Source organism: Clostridium sp. UBA1652, from assembly GCF_002320975.1.
Classification (GTDB): domain Bacteria; phylum Bacillota; class Clostridia; order Clostridiales; family Clostridiaceae; genus Clostridium_T; species Clostridium_T intestinale.
In genome coordinates, this window is record NZ_DCLI01000066.1 from 112,200 (window position 1) to 132,286 (window position 20,087).

At 30.8% G+C, this 20,087-nt stretch carries 22 protein-coding genes; 7 read left to right on the top strand and 15 right to left on the bottom strand.

Going from position 1 to position 20,087, the window contains the following annotated elements; translation table 11 throughout:
• Positions 1-119: 119 nt before the first annotated feature.
• Entirely contained in the window at positions 120-1,136 is a 1,017-nt protein-coding gene (locus tag B3N22_RS13285) for a PDDEXK nuclease domain-containing protein (RefSeq protein ID WP_286907837.1), read from the bottom strand.
• Between the two features lie 261 nt (positions 1,137-1,397).
• Here B3N22_RS13285 and B3N22_RS13290 point away from each other — a divergent pair, with 261 nt between their 5' ends.
• Positions 1,398-2,054: an FBP domain-containing protein gene (locus B3N22_RS13290; RefSeq protein WP_286907840.1), complete on the top strand. Its 657-nt coding sequence runs from the start codon at positions 1,398-1,400 to the stop codon at positions 2,052-2,054.
• Between the two features lie 53 nt (positions 2,055-2,107).
• Here B3N22_RS13290 and B3N22_RS13295 read toward each other — a convergent pair whose 3' ends face one another.
• From B3N22_RS13295 to B3N22_RS13325, 7 genes are all read right to left on the bottom strand, one after another.
• The gene (locus B3N22_RS13295) at positions 2,108-2,776 is read right to left on the bottom strand and encodes a DUF3990 domain-containing protein (RefSeq protein ID WP_286907842.1); all 669 of its coding nucleotides are present in this window, start codon (positions 2,774-2,776) and stop codon (positions 2,108-2,110) included.
• A gap of 117 nt (positions 2,777-2,893) precedes the next feature.
• Positions 2,894-3,787 (bottom strand): MBL fold metallo-hydrolase, encoded by an 894-nt coding sequence (locus B3N22_RS13300; protein ID WP_286907844.1) that lies wholly within the window; start codon positions 3,785-3,787, stop codon positions 2,894-2,896.
• Positions 3,788-3,846: 59 nt separating this feature from the next.
• Positions 3,847-4,503 (bottom strand): pentapeptide repeat-containing protein, encoded by a 657-nt coding sequence (locus tag B3N22_RS13305; RefSeq protein ID WP_286907846.1) that lies wholly within the window; start codon positions 4,501-4,503, stop codon positions 3,847-3,849.
• A 23-nt stretch (positions 4,504-4,526) separates the two neighbouring features.
• On the bottom strand, positions 4,527-4,973 hold the full coding sequence (locus B3N22_RS13310; RefSeq protein WP_286907848.1) for a GNAT family N-acetyltransferase: 447 nt from the start codon (positions 4,971-4,973) through the stop codon (positions 4,527-4,529).
• 10 nt (positions 4,974-4,983) lie between these two features.
• Positions 4,984-5,892, bottom strand: coding sequence for a GNAT family N-acetyltransferase (locus B3N22_RS13315; RefSeq protein ID WP_286907849.1), 909 nt, complete (start codon positions 5,890-5,892; stop codon positions 4,984-4,986).
• A 34-nt stretch (positions 5,893-5,926) separates the two neighbouring features.
• Complete coding sequence (locus B3N22_RS13320) at positions 5,927-6,556, bottom strand: L-2-amino-thiazoline-4-carboxylic acid hydrolase (protein ID WP_286907850.1); 630 nt, start codon at positions 6,554-6,556, stop codon at positions 5,927-5,929.
• 86 nt (positions 6,557-6,642) lie between these two features.
• Positions 6,643-7,536, bottom strand: a complete 894-nt coding sequence (locus tag B3N22_RS13325) for an AraC family transcriptional regulator (RefSeq protein ID WP_286907852.1) — start codon at positions 7,534-7,536, stop codon at positions 6,643-6,645.
• A 134-nt stretch (positions 7,537-7,670) separates the two neighbouring features.
• Here B3N22_RS13325 and B3N22_RS13330 point away from each other — a divergent pair, with 134 nt between their 5' ends.
• Entirely contained in the window at positions 7,671-8,348 is a 678-nt protein-coding gene (locus tag B3N22_RS13330; RefSeq protein WP_286907854.1) for an HAD family hydrolase, read from the top strand.
• A 58-nt stretch (positions 8,349-8,406) separates the two neighbouring features.
• Here B3N22_RS13330 and B3N22_RS13335 read toward each other — a convergent pair whose 3' ends face one another.
• Together B3N22_RS13335 and B3N22_RS13340 are read right to left on the bottom strand one after the other, a co-directional pair.
• Positions 8,407-9,000, bottom strand: a complete 594-nt coding sequence (locus B3N22_RS13335) for a hypothetical protein (protein WP_286907856.1) — start codon at positions 8,998-9,000, stop codon at positions 8,407-8,409.
• Positions 9,001-9,065: 65 nt separating this feature from the next.
• On the bottom strand, positions 9,066-9,887 hold the full coding sequence (locus tag B3N22_RS13340) for a patatin-like phospholipase family protein (protein WP_286907858.1): 822 nt from the start codon (positions 9,885-9,887) through the stop codon (positions 9,066-9,068).
• A gap of 188 nt (positions 9,888-10,075) precedes the next feature.
• Here B3N22_RS13340 and sufC point away from each other — a divergent pair, with 188 nt between their 5' ends.
• From sufC to sufU, 5 genes are read left to right on the top strand one after another with little or no spacing between them, the layout of a single operon-like run.
• On the top strand, positions 10,076-10,828 hold the full coding sequence (sufC, locus tag B3N22_RS13345; RefSeq protein ID WP_286907860.1) for a Fe-S cluster assembly ATPase SufC: 753 nt from the start codon (positions 10,076-10,078) through the stop codon (positions 10,826-10,828).
• Between the two features lie 9 nt (positions 10,829-10,837).
• Positions 10,838-12,244, top strand: coding sequence for a Fe-S cluster assembly protein SufB (gene sufB / locus B3N22_RS13350; protein ID WP_021801312.1), 1,407 nt, complete (start codon positions 10,838-10,840; stop codon positions 12,242-12,244).
• A 10-nt stretch (positions 12,245-12,254) separates the two neighbouring features.
• The gene (sufD, locus tag B3N22_RS13355) at positions 12,255-13,346 is read left to right on the top strand and encodes a Fe-S cluster assembly protein SufD (RefSeq protein ID WP_286907862.1); all 1,092 of its coding nucleotides are present in this window, start codon (positions 12,255-12,257) and stop codon (positions 13,344-13,346) included.
• Entirely contained in the window at positions 13,339-14,559 is a 1,221-nt protein-coding gene (locus B3N22_RS13360; protein ID WP_286907864.1) for a SufS family cysteine desulfurase, read from the top strand. Before sufD ends, B3N22_RS13360 begins: the two co-directional genes overlap by 8 nt.
• Entirely contained in the window at positions 14,546-14,968 is a 423-nt protein-coding gene (sufU, locus tag B3N22_RS13365; protein ID WP_286907866.1) for a Fe-S cluster assembly sulfur transfer protein SufU, read from the top strand. Before B3N22_RS13360 ends, sufU begins: the two co-directional genes overlap by 14 nt.
• A 142-nt stretch (positions 14,969-15,110) precedes the next feature.
• Here the strand turns inward: sufU and B3N22_RS13370 are convergent, their stop codons facing one another.
• From B3N22_RS13370 to B3N22_RS13390, 5 genes are all read right to left on the bottom strand, one after another.
• A complete protein-coding gene (locus B3N22_RS13370; RefSeq protein WP_073019982.1) occupies positions 15,111-15,461 on the bottom strand; it encodes a DUF2200 domain-containing protein in 351 nt (116 codons plus the stop codon).
• A gap of 80 nt (positions 15,462-15,541) precedes the next feature.
• Entirely contained in the window at positions 15,542-15,871 is a 330-nt protein-coding gene (locus tag B3N22_RS13375) for a DUF3888 domain-containing protein (protein ID WP_414632233.1), read from the bottom strand.
• A 614-nt stretch (positions 15,872-16,485) separates the two neighbouring features.
• Positions 16,486-18,063, bottom strand: coding sequence for a hypothetical protein (locus B3N22_RS13380; protein ID WP_286907871.1), 1,578 nt, complete (start codon positions 18,061-18,063; stop codon positions 16,486-16,488).
• Positions 18,047-18,769 carry an ABC transporter ATP-binding protein gene (locus B3N22_RS13385; protein ID WP_286907873.1) on the bottom strand — a complete coding sequence of 241 codons (723 nt, stop codon included), beginning with the start codon at positions 18,767-18,769 and terminating at the stop codon, positions 18,047-18,049. The genes B3N22_RS13380 and B3N22_RS13385 overlap by 17 nt, the downstream gene beginning before the upstream one ends.
• Before the next feature lie 85 nt (positions 18,770-18,854).
• Positions 18,855-20,087: a B12-binding domain-containing radical SAM protein gene (locus B3N22_RS13390; protein WP_286907875.1), complete on the bottom strand. Its 1,233-nt coding sequence runs from the start codon at positions 20,085-20,087 to the stop codon at positions 18,855-18,857.

A 20,087-nucleotide genomic window follows, 5' to 3' on the forward strand; every position in this document is an offset into this window, starting at 1 on the left:
TCATAATAACATCAAAGTTTTTATTGAAACAACCTAATGATTAACTCCTAAATAAACTTGCACTTGTAAAATAATGTTTTTGTAGATTAATTTAGAATAGATAAGTACTAAACTTATGATTATTCTAAAGTATCCTCGATTTCTTCTATTGTTGGTAATGTTCCCTTTAATTCCTCTGGTATTTTTTCTAACAGCTTATATTCACTAACACCTATTGGTTTTGTCATGTCTTTAAGGGAGTATTCTGCTACAAGTCTATTCTTCTCTTTACAAAGTATTATACCTATTGACGGATTATCTATTTCAGTTTTTAATATATCATCTACAGCCGAGAGATAAAAATTCAACTTACCTGCATATTCGGGCTTAAACTTGCCAGTTTTTAATTCTATTACCACATAACATCTTAATTTCAAATTATAAAACAGAAGATCTAAGTAGTAATCATCTCCACCAACTTGCAGCTTATATTGATTGCCAATAAAAGCAAATCCTGATCCTAACTCTAATAAAAATTTAGTAACTTTCTTTACTAATTGATTTTCTATGTCTCTTTCGTTCATTTCTTCTGTCATTGTAATAAAGTCAAATATATATGGATCTTTTAAAGCTTCTATAGCCAACTTATTATTAGGAGCTTTTAGTTTTTCCATAAAATTTGTTGTTTTTAAATCATTGTTTTGTCTCTCAAACAGCTTGCTTTCAATTTGGTGGACTAAAGTATTTCTGCTCCATCCATTTTCTACGATTTTCTCAATATACCATAATCTTTGCTTCATATCACTAACTCTATCCATTAAAATTACATTGTGTGACCATGGAATTTGTGCAACCACTTGTTGCACAAATTGAATATCCACATATTCAGATGAAAATTTTCTCATATACTTTAGATTTCTTGGAGAAAATCCCTTTAACTCTGGAAATTCCGACTTAATTTCTTTTGCTATATTATCTATAACCTTAGCTCCCCAACCTTCTTTTTCTTGATATTCTAAAATAGTTCTTCCTATGTTCCAATATAAAATTAATAACTCCTTATTTACAGCTAATAAAGCCTTTTGTCTTGAGGTTTTTATTTGATTCTTTATGCCACTTATCAAATTTTTATATTCACTAGATTTTTCTATGCTCATATTAAAAGTTACCCTACTTTCTTTAATCTTTTTTATTAAATATTTCGCTCTCATTTTCTCAGTTCATCATTCTAATATTATATCACATTACATATTTGTATTAATATATACCCTACTCATTCATCATCAACTTCTCACTATATTTAATCATAATCTTTACAGAATTATTTATTGATTTGAATCCACCTTTGGTCCATGATACACTTTCACTTGTAGAAATAATATTTTGCAGATTAATCGGAACAGAGAGGTAATAATTTTATGAATACTTTTATTAAAAAATATGAATATAACTACATAAAGAGATGTTTAAAAGATTTAAAAAATTCTTTTAAAGGTTGTGTGGATAATGATATAATTGCTGCTAGTAAAATTTATATACAAGATAAGATATTTAACGTATTTTCATCATTGTCCGAAGATGAGAGGGCTCTTTTAGATATTACAAACTTAACTAAGTCCACTGAAGTTGATGAATATCTAGTTAAATTAGAAGAGTATGTTTATGGAATGCAAAAAATTACAGATGCTCAGTTAAAGAAACTCTTTAAGAAAGAAAAAAAACTTAAACTTCCAAACCAGGAGTATCAAGATTCAAAAAATGTGTATTTAGGTTGGGTTGATGAGTCAGTCAGAAAGTTATTTATAGCTTATAAGTTAAATGATAATATTGTTGGTATGTCTTGTAGAATATCAAATCCAGATCCAAATTCACATATATGTGTGCTTTGTAATAGAATTGGTAAAGAAAGCGAAGTAGCTTTTGTATCCCCTATATGCAAGACATCAAACTCCTTTGATGGAGCTTATAAATCTATAGGTTTTGATATTTGTTTGGATAGCAGTAAATGTAACGATAGAATAGAATCAGTAGAAAAGCTTGAGAAAATATTAAAAGAAGTTAATGATATAAAATAATATTTTTACACTAAAGGACTTACCATTTAAGGGTGAGTCCTTTAAATTTAAAATCATTGAATTTTATTGTTAAGTATATCCTCTAAATTTAAAACAATACTTTTTAAACTTACACCATTATTTTCATTATAAATAAAAAACTTAAGTTCAATTATATTACCAGTATTTCGAGCTTTATTAAAGTCTTCCTGAGTTATATCAAAATATTCATAGATAGGTGACTTTAGATATTTTGTACTTCTTTTTGAATGAAAGGAATATTGATTATTTTTTAATGTAGATTTTAAATACATTCTAAAAGTTTCCTTATCAATTTCACCTTTATCGTAGTTATTAAGTATTGATATAAGCTCTGCTGTAGCCATATATCCACTGACTAAATCATATCTAAAGTCCTTATTATGATCTCCTTTAGTGTTTTTATCTCCCACTAAATTTTTTCTAGCAAATCTAAGCCAAGTCTCAGATGCTCCACGAAAACGCCTATACCTTATTTTTGTATCTTTAAATATTTTGTTATCTAGATTGAAAGTGGTCACAACTGCTTTAATCTCAGGATTATACTCCTTACCCATATGACTTATAGCTATCCTTTTAGCCCATATTATTGCCTGTTCTTTAATGTTTGTAGTATAAAATCCAGTACCAAAGTCAGCAGAAGTTCTACTTTTTTTGTAATCAACTGTAGTTACTGCTATATCAGAACCATGATACAAGTACATATAACTCCTCCATAATTTTTTCCATATTATATTTATCCATTAATTATAGTATTTTAGAAAATTGAAAATGTTAATGTACTTATTCATTTAAAGTTTAGAGCTTTCTTTAAGACCTGCTTATAGTGGTGAATACTTTAAGAAGCCGTCTTCCATAATTAGTTTGATTTTTTCTATATCATTTAAGTACTCTATGTAAGATTTAAGCATTCTTTCAACGGTGTAATATTTATATATACTTCCTACCTTGATGTTTAGATTTTCAAGTACAACTTTCATGATACATTCAAAGGTCATGGGCCTATCTATAAGTTCATATATAGCCATGGCCCTACTCTCATAGAAATCAATATTATCATCTATTAGTTTTGTGATGTCATCATATATTCCTTTATGGGCTACAACATATTTACTGCATTTAATATCATAAAGCTTAGCTTTACTTTTCATATCTTCACTCAATATAAAGGCATAAGGAAGCTTTGATCCCTTCATAACCTCATAACTTATAAGTGCATCTCCTACATAGAAAACATCATCTGGGGTCATTATGCATATGTGTGATGGACTATGTCCAGGTGTATGAAGAATATTGAAATTAACACCACATACTGATATTTCTTTTTGATGTTTTTCTATTATGATATCTGTTTTAAATATCATATGTTCATGATGTTCTCTTACATCTCTTATAGTTTGTTCTCCATAATAAAGTTTAAGATTATCAAGTGAACTACTTATAACAGCTTCAAGTTCACTCATAGCAATTATAGAATTATGTTTTTCCTTGATGTAAAAATTATTACCAGCATGATCAATATGAAAGTGACTATTTATTATAGCTACTACCTTAAATTTGTTATTTTCTAAAACTTCCTCTATTCCTTTTCTTTCACCTTTTGCCCAGCCACTATCTAACATTATTATTTCATTCTCATTAATTTTATAAAATGGAATATAAGTCATTCCAGTATCTATACAATAGGTATTTCCTTTAACTTCTAGTATCTTCAATTTAACTTCTCCTTCTGTAAAAAAATAAGCAGAGTTAAAAGAACTCTGCTTAACTAACCTTATTCTTTGATTATAAGTCCAAGTAATCTTGAAAAATCCATAGCCTGCATAGGAGATACTATGGCACCTTTTATGTCATCTATACTTAAGCTTACTCCTTCAAACTCACAATCGCTTATATCCATTCCATTTAAACTAGTTCCAGACATTTGACTTAGTTTAAAATCACATCTTCTGAAACTTACTTTATTTAGTTTGCAATACTGAAAACTACTATTTTCAAATATTGAGTCAGTTATAGCAACATTTTTCATTTCCCCATAGTTCATAAGAACAAACTTGCCATTACTGTTTTCTATATGAACATTCTGAAGAGAAGAATCATTAAGTTTTAACCCTATAAGCTTGCAGTTTACAAACTCTGTTCTATGTATAATTGCTCCACTAAAGTCAGCATTAGATAAGTCACAGTTCTCAAATCTTACATCAGTAAGTTCTAAAGACTCTAACTTAACTCCGTTAAAGTCTACTCTACTAAAGACAACTCCTTCAAAGTTAACACTACTTGCTTCACTTACTTCAACTTCACAATCAGTTATATAAATATTTTCTATTACACTTTCATCTTCAAGTGTAAGTTCGTTTATACTTCTATCTTCAATTCCTCTAACTAACTGAGGTTTAGCTATTTTTATAGTTTTTTGACTAGTACTCATATTTTCTCCTCTTACCTTAACCTTTATAAACTTAATTCCATAAACTCATCTGTTTCTTTAAATCCAAACTTCTTATATACTGGTCTACCTAATTTTGATGCATGAAGCCACATTTTAAATATACCTGCTTTTTTAGTTTCCTGAACTAACATTTCTAAAAGTTTAGATGCTATCCCTTGACCTCTATACTCATCTTTAGTGTACATATTAGTTATATAAGCTTTTTTACCTGTTTTATTTGTGTAACTTGGCGGAAAATCATAAAAAACCACAGCTCCAGTAGCTACAATTTCTCCTTTGTCTTCTACAACCAATTCAGTTAACGTATTATTTTTCATTTTCTCATGAAAGAATATTTTTAGTTCATAATCTATATTTTTATCTGGCGATATGCCTTCATCTATTAGTTGTTTTTTTCTAAGCTCTATCAAAATATCAATTTCATCAACTTTAGCTTTACGATAGTTCATATCTCTTCTCCTAAAGTTTCATTTCATAATAATCCATTACAGAGGTTTCAACAAATCCACAAGACTTATATAAATTAAGTGCATTAGGATTTTCGCTATCTACTTGCAGCATAACTTCCTTAGCTCCATCTTCTAAAAGAGTATTAACTGCAAATTTTAACATCTCTCTTGCATACCCTTTTCTCCTATGCTTTGGTAAAACTCCAAGTCCATAAATTCCACCTTTATCAGTTAACTCAAGACGAACTTTTCCAATTATTTCATTGTCCTTTTCAGCTAAGTAAGTTTTAATACCCTTCTTTTCCTCTTCTTCCGGAAGTATCATTTTTTCTTTATCATTTTCTTCTGGAACTTCTTCTCCAAAATAAATAGCATCCTGTTTTGCAAGTTCATAGGCATCTTCATTATTAGCTTTTCTAAAAGTTAAGTTTGATAGGCCTTTTGATGTTTCTGATGAACCTTCTTGCCTAAAATACATTTCATATTCAGTATGGTTATATGTCGCACCTAAGTTTTTGATAAATTCTTGTCCTTCTTTTGATGTTCTATCACTTAATAAAAACATATTACTTGAATTTCTTCTTTTCCATTCATCAATTACTAACTCACTTAACTTCTTAAAAACACCTTGTTTTCTGTAATCTGGATGTACCATTCCATTTACCTCAATAGGTGTGTTAAATCCACCAAAGCTTCCAATCCCTATGTACCCTATGAGTTTTTCTCCATCAAAGTACATAAATTCATTTGTATTGTTTGTTATCTTTGAGCTTTCATTTGATGATGCAAGTTTATAATCAAGTTCTAGCTTTAATGCAACCTTATCAATACACTCTTGTTGTAACTTATTTATTACTTCATAATCTTCTTTATTTATATTTTCCTTAAGTTTGATCCATGGATTTTCTATGTTCTTCATAGTCCACCTCCTTATAATAAAAAACTTTTTACAACTATCCTAATCTTGTTATATAAAAGTCACAGCAAGAATCTCCTTTACCTAAAGTCGTAGGTCTATAAAGGTTACAATTAGAAAAACTCATTGTTATATAATCTGTTGCACATAAAGATGATATAAACTCGCTAACGCCTTCATTTTTACATAAGACACAGAGTGCGCACTTAGTAAAAACAATATTGGTTAGCTCAGTATTTTCCTCTTTTCTTACTTCCACTTGCCAATTATCCGGATATTTGTCTTCATTTTTCTTAAACCATTTTCCTGCTAATTTAATTTTATTCTTATATTCTATAGAAAGTAAATCTTCCTTCTTCATTTGTTTTTTCATAAATTTAAAACTTCTAAGCCCGTCTGCAACTAATAAATCAAAATCATCAAGACTAAGCTTATCTTTTGTATTCTTATATAAAGCTACCAGATACGCACCCATTAAAAAAGTTCCCATAAATGAATTTTTATTTCCTCCAATATCTGGAGAGCGTCTCAAGATTTCTTTATATTCATTCCCTGTATTTTTTAATAAATAATCAAGATTATCTTCATAATAGTATTTGATTAATTGTTCTTTAACGACTTTACTTAATATCATTGGATATACATATGCCATTATAGTTAATTTCACTTTCATCAACTCCTGATGATAAATCTATCTCTTTTACCATTTTACTCTCATAAAATACTAGTGTCTATTTAATTTTTTGTACAGAATCATTTGTTAACACCCAGCTTCTTATACTCTCTAGGCGTTACTCCTATATACCTCTTAAAAACTTCTGAGTAATAACTTGCATTTGAAAACCCAACAGCTAAAGCTATTTCTGTAATAGATACATTCTCCTTAAGTAAAATTACCATACTTCTCTCAACTCTATATCTTAACAAATATTCAAAAGGGGTTTCCTTCATATACCTTTTAAATGAATGACTACATTCGCTTTTAGAAATATTAGCTGCTTTAGCCATATCTTCTAATGATATTTTTGAGCTAAAGTTTTTGTGGATAAAAGTTACCACATTTTTTATATAATCTATACTTTTAGGATTGTTCCCTTCCTCTTTAAGAATAGATTTTGTATTTTGATAAAACACACCCCATATATTAATCAGAAGTGCAGTTATTTCAATTTCATAACAAGGGGATTTTTCTTCATAAATGAATATTATCTTTTTGATCATCTCTACTATTTTATTTTCCCACTCATTATCAGCTTTAAATAAATACAAGGAAAGTTTATTACAGTTTAATATGGGCTGAACATACTTTTTTTGAATCGCAGTTTCTTCAACTCCAAGCAAATCTGGATTAAAAGTTATAACCTTATAGTGACAAGGCTTACCATCAATAGCACTTCCTAAATGTAGGGCTTTAGAATTAACAAAAGAGCAGTCACCAGCAGAAAGCACAGTTTCATGGTTATTTGCTTGATATAACATTTCACCTTCATAAACATAGGTTAATTCAATCTCTTTATGCCAATGACAATTAAAGTAGTTATTTTTATAATTTAAAATACTTTCGTCACTTACCTTTAAGGGGAGCTCTGTTGTACCATGTAAAATTATTTCCATATCGTTCTCATTTGTAACAATTACCTTTTCCATAATAGCTCCCTCCATAATTTTAAGATTTGCAATATTGTTATATTTATATGCAATAATATTATATTTTCCGTCTATATAATTGCATTATACTTATAAATATAACAGGAATCAATAAGTCAGGGGAGGATTATAATATGAATAATATAGGTGTAGTTTTTGATTTTAATGGTACACTTTTTCATGATTCTGATAAACATGAAAAAGCATGGAGACAGTTTTTTAAAAATGAATTTAATCGTGATGTAAATGATGAGGAATTTAAAAAATATGTTCATGGTCGCAATGGTGATTTCACATTAAAATTTTTATCTAGAAAACCCTTAACAGATAAGGAAGTTTCCTCATATTTAGAGATTAAAGAAGAAATCTATAGAGAGCTTTGTTTATCTGATAAATCTAACTTTCATTTAGCTACTGGTGCTGAAATTCTTTTGGATGAACTTAAAGAAAGAAACATTCCAATCACAATAGCAACAGCCTCTCAACTTACAAATCTAAAGTTCTATATTGAAAGCTTCAATTTGACTAGATGGTTTGATGTGGACAAGATTGTATATGATGATGGTACAGTTCTTGGCAAACCTAACCCTGACTACTATATAAAAGCATCTAAAGAAATAGAAATATTACCTCAAAACTGCATTGTATTTGAAGATGCTATTTCTGGGATTCAAGCTGCTTATAGTGCTGGAATAGGCAAAATAATTGCTGTTACTTCTTCTAAAAATGAATCAACATTTCAAAACATGGTTGAAGTTTACGACGTAATTCATAACTTCCATGATTTTGATAGATTTCTTTTAAGAGCATAATTCCCAAAATGAAAAATGCGCAATAAAAAAACCGTTACAAAAAATAACGGTTTTTCTTCTATGATAGGAATTCACTTAATTTTTCTTCAGCATCCTCTTTTGTTGTAAAAGAGAATTCAAAATTAACTATCTTTTCTTGGTCTAAGTCACTTAATTCTTTAACCATCTTATAATTTTTAAATACATCCTTTGATTCATCTTCTATAGTAGGTTTTCCACTACTATCAGCTTTATATATAGCAAAGTATCCATCTTTTTCGCCTAAGTAATAGCTGTTAGGAGTTAATTTCTTTACTGTACTCCTACTGAAGACCATCTGTTCTTCCCCTTCTTTTTCTAAGGAGTAGTTTTTATTTTCTAATGTATTTAAAAGTTCATCTCTATTAATATCTCCAGTTATAGAGTTTTCGCTCTTATAATCTTTAAGCTTCATTGACTTTTCAACCTTATCATTGTTCTTAAATATAAGGGTAATAGAGTCCTTTAAGCTTTTATCTTTTTCATTTAATAGCTGTTCTTCTTTAACTTGTTCTTGCTCAACTTCATATTTGTGACGTATATATTTTGAAACCCCTACATAAGTACCTGCAAAAACTAATACCAAAAATAAAGAACTTAAAATAATTACTGGAATAAGCTTTCTTTTATTCATAATAATCTCACCTCTTAGGTGTGATTATGTCCATTATTATCCAAAATATTCATTTTAATAGTAATTTATCTAATTTTTTTACCATCTAAATATCCTAATTTATATAAACCCTCTAACTTATTTTTATCTTTTGTAAATCTATCAACTTGAAGTTTTTCGCTAGGTCTTATTACTATAGCTTTACCTTGTTTCTCAAGTTCATCAATTAACTCAAGCTGCTTGTTATAAACCTCATGTCGAGTTTCCATAAGCTTAATTAAATTAGGATACTTTTTGTAAAATCTTTTTGCAAGTCTAATGGACTTATCTTTTTCTTTTTTATAACCTAAGTTTCTTGTAAGAACTACTACAAATTTTTCATATCCATCTCTTAATGCCTTCTCTATTGGAATTGGGTCTGCTATTGCTCCATCTAAAAGTTTTTTATTCTCATATTCAACAATTGGAGAAACTAATGGAAGAGATGAAGAAGCTCTAACTATTAAGTTAGGATCATTAAGTTCCTTTTTATTATAATATATTGACTCTCCTGTAACTATGTCCGTTACCCCAATATAAAAATCTCTATTATCATTTTCAAAAGTTTCATAATCAAATTTAACTAAGTTGTTTGGAATTTCATCAAATATAAAATTCATGCCGAATAATGATTTTTCTTTAAAATAATTCCTAAAACTTAAATATCTTTTATCATTTATGTAGTCAATCATTATTCTTCTATTTCTTCCCCTTTGTTTTGAAATATATGAAAAAGCATGACAAGCGCCTGCCGATACTCCTGCTACATAAGGAAAATTAATATCATTCTCCAAAAAATATTCTAATACTCCTGCTGTGTATATGCCTCTCATTCCGCCGCCTTCTAGAACTAATGCTGCATCTTTCATATGATTCACTCCTATAATTTATTCTATCTTTAAATTATAACAAACTATTTTAAAAATTATAACATAATTTATGTAACCATTGGAAATTTATATATGTATACTCTGTTTTACTATTGACTTACTAAGTTTTGGGTGATACTATAAAATAAATCAGAGTAAAATTATCGGAATTAAGAGGTGTTCGTTTTATGAAAGAAGTTTTAATTGATATAAAAAACTTAAAAACTAAAGTTGAAGATAAAGAAATCTTAAAAGGCTTAGATTTAAAAATTAATAAAGGTGAAGTTCATGTAATTATGGGACCTAATGGAGCAGGTAAATCTACCTTAGCTTACGCTATAATGGGTCATCCTAAGTATGAAGTATCTGAAGGCTCAATTTCCTTTGAAGGTGAAGATATATCAGAGTTAAAGGTAAATGAAAGAGCTAAAAAAGGTATCTTCTTATCTTTCCAGAATCCAGAAGAAGTTCCTGGAATAACAGTTGAAAACTTTATACGTTCTTCTAAAAGTTCTGTTGAAGATAAACCAATAAGTCCATTTGCTTTTAATTTTAAATTAAAAAATCAAATGAAAAACTTGAGCATTCCTGAGACTTATGGAGAAAGATATTTAAATGTGGGCTTCTCTGGTGGAGAAAAGAAGAAAAATGAAATTCTTCAAATGCTTCTACTAGAACCTAAACTTGCTATATTAGATGAAACAGATTCTGGTCTAGATGTAGATGCAGTAAAAATTGTTTCTCAAGGGGTTTCAATGTTTAAGAAAGAAGATAATTCTATATTAATCATTACCCATAACACTAAAATATTAGAAAATTTAAAAGCTGACTTTGTTCATGTTTTAATCGATGGAAAAATAGTTAAAACTGGATCTGAAGATCTTATAAGTGAAATCAACGAAAATGGTTTTAACGGCTTTAAAAATCTTATAGAAAAGTAAGGTGATAATATGGAAAAGAGAAAAACCTATGTAGAAGACGTAGATAGAGGCATATATGATGTTAAAAATGAAGATAAATTTAGTTATAAATCAGATAAAGGGTTAACAAAAGAAGTTATATTATCTATTTCCAAGGAAAAAAATGAACCAGATTGGATGAGAGACTTTAGACTTAAGTCTTTAGATATATATAACTCTATAGAAGTTCCTACTTGGGGTCCTGATATAAGCGACCTTGATATGAACAACATAGTTACTTACGTTAAACCAGACACTTCAATGAAACATACTTGGGATGATGTTCCCGATGAAATAAAAAATACTTTTGAGTTATTAGGTATTCCTGAAGCCGAGAGAACTTCCCTAGCTGGAGTTGGCGCTCAATATGATTCAGAAGTTGTATATCATAGTATCAAAGAAGATCTAGTTAAGTTAGGTGTAGTTTACACTGACATGGAGACAGCTGTAAGAGATTACGAGGACATAGTAAAAAAATACTTTATGAAATTAGTTCCTCCTCAAGACCATAAGTTTGCAGCTCTACATGGTGCAGTTTGGTCAGGAGGTTCTTTTGTTTATGTACCTAAAGGAGTTGAAGTTGATATTCCACTTCAATCTTACTTTAGATTAAACTCTCCAGGTGCTGGTCAGTTTGAACATACTTTAATAGTTGTTGAAGAAGGTGCTAAACTTCATTTTATAGAAGGTTGTTCAGCTCCTAAGTACAATGTAACTAACCTTCATGCAGGTTGTGTTGAACTCTTTGTTAAAGAAGATGCAACTTTGAGATACTCAACTATTGAGAACTGGTCAAGAAACATGATGAACTTAAACACTAAAAGAGCTTCAGTTGACAAAAACGGAAAAATAGAATGGATATCAGGATCTTTTGGATCAAAAGTTTCTATGTTATACCCAATGAGTATATTAAAAGGTGACGGTGCTTCTTCTGAGTTTACTGGAATAACTTTTGCATCATCTGGTCAAGAGCTAGACACAGGTACCAAGGTAATTCATGCAGCTCCTAACACTTCCTCTACTATAAACTCAAAGTCTATATCTAGAGATGGAGGTAAGGCAATCTACAGAGGAGTTGTTAGAATAACTCCAAATGCAGTTAATTCAAAATCTACTGTTTCTTGTGAATCTTTAATGCTTGATAACAAGTCAATTTCAGATACTATACCAGTAGTTCAGATTGAAAATGATGAAGTTGATATCGGACATGAAGCTAAAATAGGAAGAATATCTGATGATGCTATCTTCTACCTAATGTCTAGAGGTTTAAGTGAAGATGAAGCTAAAAAGATGATAGTTAGAGGTTTCGTTGAACCAATTTCTAAAGAACTTCCACTTGAATACGCAGTTGAAATGAACAACTTAATTAACTTAGAACTTGAAGGTGCTATAGGATAGGAGGGATACAATGTCATTACAATTAACTAACTTAAACGAAATACCAGTAAAAACTTTTAGATGGCTTGGAATAAACAATGTTTCTTTAAAAGATGTTGAAGTTCCAACTATAACAGAGTTTAAACACAACTTTGAATCAGTTGATGCAGACTCTTACAATCTAGACTTCTCTTCTCCTAAGTTTCCTAAAGTTCTAGACTTTGAAAGAGAAACTTATGGAGTTTCTGAAGGAGTACTTAATCAAGTTAACAAAGAAGCTAACTCTAGCTTTTACTTAAATATAAAGAAGTCAGTTTTAGAACCTATCATAGTTAATTACAAGTTAGACTCTAAAAGTCCAACTCTAATAGCTAATAACTTCATCTTAGCTGAAGAAGGTTCAACTGCTACTGTCATAGTCAATCTTGACTCAACTGAAGACGAGTTTAACTATGCTAACTCTTTAATTAAGATCTATGCACAAAGAAACTCACAAGTAAATGTAGTTGTAATTCAAAGATTAAATGGCAAAAGTGTGAACTTAACATCTTCTGTATCTATACTTGAAGAAGATGCTAGAGTTAATTATAGTTTCATCGACTTAGGCTCACTTAACTCACTTTCTAGTTACTACTCTTACCTAAATGGAGAAAACTCTAACTCTAGTTTAGACTCTCTTTATATAGGTGAAGGTAAAAAGATAATAGACATCAACTACTCTCTTATTCAAAGAGGAAAGTCAACTTTAGGAGTAATAAACTCCAAAGGAGCTCTACTAGATGAAAGTAAAAAAATCTTTAGAGGTACATTAGACTTTAAGAGAGGTGCATCAGGCTCTATAGGAAAAGAAGAAGAGTATGTTATGCTACTTTCCCCTAAAGCTAGAAACAGTTCAATTCCACTACTTTTATGTAGGGAAGATGATGTCCAAGGAGAACATGCAGCTTCTGCTGGAAAAATAGATGAAGACACTCTATTCTACTTGATGAGTAGAGGTTTATCTTTAGAAGAAAGTAAAAAGTTACTCATTTTAGCTCACTTTACACCAATTATAAATAATCTGCCAGAGAGTTTAAGAGAAGATTTAGTTAATTCAATAGAGGAGAAACTTAAAAATGTCTAACAGTTATAAAGATTTATTTCCGCTAATTAAAAATAATGAAAATCTAATCTATCTTGATTCGGCAGCAACAAGTCAAAAACCTTATACTGTAATAGAAGCTTTAAATGAATATTATCATAAATCCAATGCCAATCCTCATAGAGGCGCTTACGGCATTTCAATAGACTCCACTAACATTTATGAAGCAGGAAGAGCCAAGGTTAAGGAACTTTTAAACCTTCCTTCCTCTCATGAGGTTATATTTACTAAGAATAACACTGAAGCTTTAAACCTAGTTGCTTACTCCTACGGATTAACCTTTATTAATGAAGGTGATGAAATTGTTGTTTCAATAACAGAACATCACTCAAACTTAATCCCTTGGCAGCAGGTAGCTAAAGTTAAAAAGGCAACTTTAAAATATCTTTATATTAATGATAACTATGAAATAACTCAAGAAGAGATAGATGAAAAGATAACTTCAAAAACAAAGTTAATAGCTGTAGGTCAAGCTTCCAATGTACTTGGAACTATAAATCCAATTGAAGCTATAATAAAAAAGGCACAAGAAGTTAATGCAAAAGTTATTGTAGATGGAGCTCAAGGAGTACCTCATATAAAAACTGATTTATCTAAATATACTCCTGACTTCTATACCTTCTCTCCTCATAAAATCTTTGGTCCAATGGGTATAGGAGTATTGTGTGCAGATAAAAAACTATTAGATGAAATGCCTCCATTTATGTACGGTGGTGACATGGTTGAGTATGTATATGAACAAGAAACTACCTTTGATGAAGTTCCTCATAAGTTTGAAGCAGGAACTCAACATGTAGAAGGCGTTTATGGTTTAACTAAAGCAATAGATTTCATTAATACTATCGGATATGAAAAAATACACACATATGAACAAGAACTTTTAGAATATGCTCATGAAAAACTTAATTCTCTTTCCTATGTTAAGATAATAGGCCCAAAAGAGGCCCATGATAAGGTTGGTGTTGTTTCATTTGTAGTTGATGATATCCATCCTCATGATTTAGCTACCATACTAGACTCAAAAGGTATAGCATTAAGAGCTGGTAATCACTGTGCTCAACCACTTTTAAGATACTTAGGTGTAAATGCAACCAACAGAATCAGTTTATCTATTTATAATGAAAAAACTGACATTGATAAACTTGTAGATGCCTTAAACTATGCAAGGAGGTTATTTGGACATGGACATGAGTAAACTATACACAGAACTAATAATGGAACATAACAGCTCCAAAAGAAATAAAAGAGAACTTGAAAATCCGAACAAAACAGAAAGAGGTCATAACCCTTCCTGTGGAGATGAGATATCACTTTCAGTAAAATTTAATGGAGATATCATTGAAGATATGGCTTTTACAGGCAGTGGATGTGCTATATCACAAGCTTCAACTTCTATTATGATAGATTTAATCAAAGGTAAAAGCAAACAAGAAGCTTTGTCCTTAGTAGAAACTTTTATCTCCATGATAAAACGCGAAATAACAAATGAAGAAGAACTTCTAGCTCTAGAAGATGCTATGGTATTTCAAAACATCCAAAACATGCCTGCAAGAGTAAAGTGTGCAGTACTTGCTTGGCACACTTTAAAGGAATCACTCAAATAAATTAAGAGTTAAAAGAGAATAGTTAAGAGTTATGGGTAAAATTCCTTAGGAATTTTTGATTAATTAAAGTTTTTGCTTCTGCAAAAATCATCCATTACTATTAACTCTTAACTATTCATTATTAAACTAATTTCTGAACTCTCTATTTTCTTAATATTTTCTCCATGGTTTTACCTTTGGCAAGCTCATCAACTAACTTATCTAGATATCTGATTTTTTGCATTAATTCATCCTCTATTTCTTCTACTCTATATCCGCAAATTACTCCTTTTATAAGTGAAGCATTTGGATTAATATGAGGTGCTTCTTTAAAGAAGGTTTCCATATCCACTTCATTAATTATTTGCTTATGTAACGAATCTTCATTATACCCAGTAAGCCAAAAAATAACTTCATCCACTTCTTCTTTTGTTCTTCCTTTTCTCTCAACTTTTTGTATATAGAGTGGATAAATCCTCGAGAAAGGCATTGCGAAAATTTTTAAATTCTTCATTTTTTATTTCTCCTTAACTTTTTATAAAAACCATCTCAAATTTTAATAGTATTACGTAATAAAATTGCTATTGACTTCACTTAATATGCTTTCTTTATTATGTTTTGCAAATGGGGTGGCAACGGATAGCTTTTAATGTGTTCAAATTTCTTAACTTCAACAGAACCAAGCCCTCCAGTTTCAATTATTAGCCTTTCATCTCCAACAGTATTGTGTGCTCCAACATATGGATGCGCTATAACTTCTAACTCAATTAAATAGCCTGTTTCATATTGCCTTTTAGCACTTATTATATCAACACTATATGCAAATATCATTGGAGATTCTTTCAAATATTCCTTATAATAATTATTCACTTCTTTTTGTATATGTGGTACAAGTAATGAGGTTATTACGTCTCTATAAATAATTTCCTTTGAATTCTCCGTTAACTGAGTTGGTTCCTCAACAAGCTATTATTTAGTTTCCTGATCCAATAATAATATTGACTAGCACTAACATTATTTTCTCCAATTTAATTTCTATAGTGATAGGGGATCATGTGCTTAAAAATAATTATAGGCGTCATATGCTGAACCGCTTACACATGTCTTAGGAACTAAAGGGATAAATCACCCTGTTGATTTATACTTAAAAGTAGTTGACAATCTACAATCACCCACACATATTTTTTGTAAAATATGTGTGGGTGATGATTTTTTCAACGTCTACTTGACGGTGAGCGGTTCACTTAGTGCGACAGCCCTGCTAAGTGGCAGCTACTCATTTACCTAGGTCAACAAACTATTCTAAATATCTAGGAAAACCAATCAGCTTAACTTATATCTATTTTTAGTTTCATAGCCGTCGGTGATATCTTCTCAGCATTTATTTGTTATGCAGTCAATGGTGGCGAATTATTTTTTTACAAAAACCTAGAGTAACTTTTCTTCTTTTTTTGAGCTTATATATCCACAATTTTACTATTAGATTTTTTCATAGCTCACTTTACACTATACCGAAATTAAGCGCTTACCTTTTCTCTCTAGAATTTCTTCTTTTCATTTATTACGTTCAACCACAATACTGCTGTAATGAGCAATAAAATAACTACTACTGCTATCATAATCAAAAATACTGGTAACGCACTGCAAAGTATAAGCACCACAACTGGCACACAGATACTCACAAACCCAATAAGCATAGCAAAAAATGTGGATGCACTTTGTTTAACAACTGTTACTTCATTCTCCCAATCAAACACACAGAACTTCGTATTAATAAATATGCCTACCACTGCACCAAAGATGAGATAGGCTAATGGCACAACAAGGAGTGCGATTCCTTGCATGAGACTAGGCTTTAATGCAATAAAAGAAATAATCTCCGCTATTAGATAGAACGGAGATACTACAATAAGATTGGTAAGGACTTTCGTCTCCATAATGTCTTTATTAGTTACTGGGATAGTTTGTAATATCCACCATCTACTTCCTTCTAGTGAAATAGATACTGGCGTTGTTGGCATCATAGTTGGAAACATCACTAATACAAACGGAATCACTTTCATAATAAATCCCGGAAGGTTAATCATTTCCTCTAATCTTGCTTTTCCAATTACCAATATCATCACAGGAATAATGATCATAATGACATACCCTGTCATTGTATTGGTTACATAAATGCTCGAAGAAACGTAACGTCTTATCTCCTTCTTCAATAACGCTTTCTGAATCGAACTACTTTTTAATCTCTTAAATGTATATTCTTTCTTTCCTACACCTACACTGAATGCATTGCAAATATCAAGAAAATACTTCCTTAATATTGCTAACAACAGTACAAATATAAGAATGGAGAGCAAAAGAAATAGTAGAAATTTGGTAAACTCACCTGAAACCATCGCATCGCCTAACCAAAAAGCAGGAGGATATATCTTTCCGATATATCGCTGCAAGATTGTGTCAAGATTTGCTACTAATTCATTCATATTCATCTGCTCCATATCCGCTGCCAATAGAGACACCCCAAATAGAGCAACAATGAAAACGACCGAAAGTCCTGCTGCTACAATACTTTTATGCTTCATTCTGACACTAATCGCGGTAATGATTGTGTTTATGAAAACGGAAAGTGTAATTGGCAATAACGCCAAAAATAATGTCCCTAAAAAGCCGTATACATAAAATGAAAGGCTCGGTTTCCTATAAGTTCCGTATACAATACTTCCAGTAAGCATTACCACAATGGAAATCACAAGATTGGTAATATACAGATACAAAAATCGACTCAGAATGATAGCTGTCTTTTTCACAGGAAGATACATCTGTAACTCTACCATTTTCGGGTCAAAGATAACATTTGCAGCTTTAAAAAAAGTAAAAACAAATACCGCTACACTTGTAACTGTAATTAGAAGGGGCGGAATAAGTTGTACCACTCCAAACTGTCCCATGACAATACAGATACCAACGAGATAACCAATAAAAATTAATGCAAGTACTACACTAACGCATAGCATGACTATCAATCTAGTTCTTTTCTCTTTTGAAGCTTTGATTTCATTCATGCGGAATAAATTGCATATATATATATTGGTTAGCAATCTAATCTGCCTTATCATGCGACACCACCTCCATAAAGATCTCTTCTAGGGATTTCTCTTTAATAAGCTCTACGGTTTCTCCTTCTATCTGCAACTTACCACCTACTATAATTGCTACTTTATTGCATAATTTTTCAGCCACATCTAACATATGGGTTGAGAAAAAGATAGCAGAACCTTCTTTGCACATCTCATTCATTTTTTGTTTTAATACAACGGACGCTTTTGGATCAAGTCCCACAAAAGGCTCATCCAGCACTAATAACTTCGGTTTATGAATCAATGCTCCAATCAATGCCAGCTTCTGTTTCATCCCATGAGAATAAGAAGAAATAAGCTCTCCTAATGCATTATTCATCCCAAAATCTTCTGCCTCTTTCTGAATTCTTTCCTCTCTATCTTTTTGAGACACCTCATACACATCCGCCATAAAGTTTAAATATTGAATTCCAGTAAGGTACTCATATAAATCTGGATTATCTGAAATGTATCCTGTATCTTTTTTGCATTGAAGCGAGTTTTTATCAACGAGATTTCCATGAATCCTGATTTCTCCTTGGTCAAATTCTTGAATTCCAACTACACATTTGATTGTAGTTGTCTTACCAGCTCCATTATGACCAATAAACCCATAGATATCTCCTGCTTTTACCTTTAATGATAGATCGGAAACCGCAACTTTTTCTTTTCCGTAGGTTTTTGTCAATTTTTTAATTTCTAACATACTCATCCTCCTTTAAAGGGTATTGTTCCATATTCCCCTCCTCAATCATAACAAGCTCAAAAAATCACGTCAACCAAGAATTCTCTTAACATCCTGGAATACTTATATTGTACTTTCTTCTTAATTCCATGACTGAATTTAGTAGTTTTCTATCATTCATATAATACAATGGCTTCAATAACTGTGCATTGTTCGTCTTTGCTCCATAAAATTTGTCTTCATTTTTCTTATAATCTTTCATTATATAGTTACAAAATTCTGTATTTGGATATACGCGCACACCTACATTTACAGAAGTCATCTTTGCATGATTTTTCTCACAAAATTTCACACCTTCCTCAATCATTTCTATCGTATCCCAAGGAAATCCTACTATAAAACTTGGGACAAATGAGATCTGATATTGATTTAAAAGTTGGAAACAATCTTCAATTTGTTCGGTTGTATACTTCTTATTTAAAATTACCTTTCCTTCTTCATGCATAGTATCCAACCCAATTGACACACCATAACCCCCTGATTTTGCAAGCATTTCTACAAATCGTTCGCTAATATTCTCTGGTTTTAAATAGGCATAATAAGAAATATCCATCTTTTGCTCTATCAATTGCTGCATTAATTCCATGCGAAGCTCAATATCCGAATTGAACTCACTATCACAAAACATAAAATTACTTCCATATTGCCTGAGCTGTTTTATCTCATCCATTACATTGGTAATGCTTCGCTCCATTTCTCTTTTCCTTCCCTCAACACAATACGAACAAACCTCTTTGCAACCAAAATGCGTGGTCACACCTAGTGTCGAGCCTAATTTGATATATTTTGAATAATTCACAAACTTTCTCTGATGTGTATTGCGATACCCTTCAAAATTTTCACCATAAAGTATACGCTGTGATACAGTATTACGATTCTTTAACAGATAAAGAAGTGCATTTTCACCTTGTCCTACAATCCCGTAGTCTGCACCACAGTAATCCAATATCTCTTCTGGTGCAATCGAAAATCCAACTCCTCCAAGAACCACAACCGCATCGGAATTCGCCTTAATATAGGATACTCTTATTTTTAACTGTTCTATAAAGCTTTCAGAATCTAGAAAACAACAAGTATCTAAATTCCGAAATGTAATGCATATATAATCACTCTGTTTTATCTTTGAATCATAATTTTCCTTGGAACAGGAAAAAAACAAATCTAAAAAGTCCACCTCGTAACCGTTGTCTTCTAATGCAGATGCGATGTATTCAAGACCAATTGGAGGTACTGGCGGGTTCGCGTAGCTATTTGGATTTATCAATAGTATTTTTTTCAT

Coding starts and splice junctions, on each gene's coding strand:
- B3N22_RS13285 (WP_286907837.1), bottom strand. CDS start 1,136: ATGAGCATAGAAAAATCTAGTGAATATAAAAATTTGATAAGTGGCATA.
- B3N22_RS13290 (WP_286907840.1), top strand. CDS start 1,398: ATGAATACTTTTATTAAAAAATATGAATATAACTACATAAAGAGATGT.
- B3N22_RS13295 (WP_286907842.1), bottom strand. CDS start 2,776: ATGTACTTGTATCATGGTTCTGATATAGCAGTAACTACAGTTGATTAC.
- B3N22_RS13305 (WP_286907846.1), bottom strand. CDS start 4,503: ATGAGTACTAGTCAAAAAACTATAAAAATAGCTAAACCTCAGTTAGTT.
- B3N22_RS13310 (WP_286907848.1), bottom strand. CDS start 4,973: ATGAACTATCGTAAAGCTAAAGTTGATGAAATTGATATTTTGATAGAG.
- B3N22_RS13315 (WP_286907849.1), bottom strand. CDS start 5,892: ATGAAGAACATAGAAAATCCATGGATCAAACTTAAGGAAAATATAAAT.
- B3N22_RS13325 (WP_286907852.1), bottom strand. CDS start 7,536: ATGGAAAAGGTAATTGTTACAAATGAGAACGATATGGAAATAATTTTA.
- B3N22_RS13330 (WP_286907854.1), top strand. CDS start 7,671: ATGAATAATATAGGTGTAGTTTTTGATTTTAATGGTACACTTTTTCAT.
- B3N22_RS13335 (WP_286907856.1), bottom strand. CDS start 9,000: ATGAATAAAAGAAAGCTTATTCCAGTAATTATTTTAAGTTCTTTATTT.
- B3N22_RS13340 (WP_286907858.1), bottom strand. CDS start 9,887: ATGAAAGATGCAGCATTAGTTCTAGAAGGCGGCGGAATGAGAGGCATA.
- sufC (WP_286907860.1), top strand. CDS start 10,076: ATGAAAGAAGTTTTAATTGATATAAAAAACTTAAAAACTAAAGTTGAA.
- sufB (WP_021801312.1), top strand. CDS start 10,838: ATGGAAAAGAGAAAAACCTATGTAGAAGACGTAGATAGAGGCATATAT.
- sufD (WP_286907862.1), top strand. CDS start 12,255: ATGTCATTACAATTAACTAACTTAAACGAAATACCAGTAAAAACTTTT.
- B3N22_RS13360 (WP_286907864.1), top strand. CDS start 13,339: ATGTCTAACAGTTATAAAGATTTATTTCCGCTAATTAAAAATAATGAA.
- sufU (WP_286907866.1), top strand. CDS start 14,546: ATGGACATGAGTAAACTATACACAGAACTAATAATGGAACATAACAGC.
- B3N22_RS13370 (WP_073019982.1), bottom strand. CDS start 15,461: ATGAAGAATTTAAAAATTTTCGCAATGCCTTTCTCGAGGATTTATCCA.
- B3N22_RS13380 (WP_286907871.1), bottom strand. CDS start 18,063: ATGATAAGGCAGATTAGATTGCTAACCAATATATATATATGCAATTTA.
- B3N22_RS13385 (WP_286907873.1), bottom strand. CDS start 18,769: ATGTTAGAAATTAAAAAATTGACAAAAACCTACGGAAAAGAAAAAGTT.
- B3N22_RS13390 (WP_286907875.1), bottom strand. CDS start 20,087: ATGAAAAAAATACTATTGATAAATCCAAATAGCTACGCGAACCCGCCA.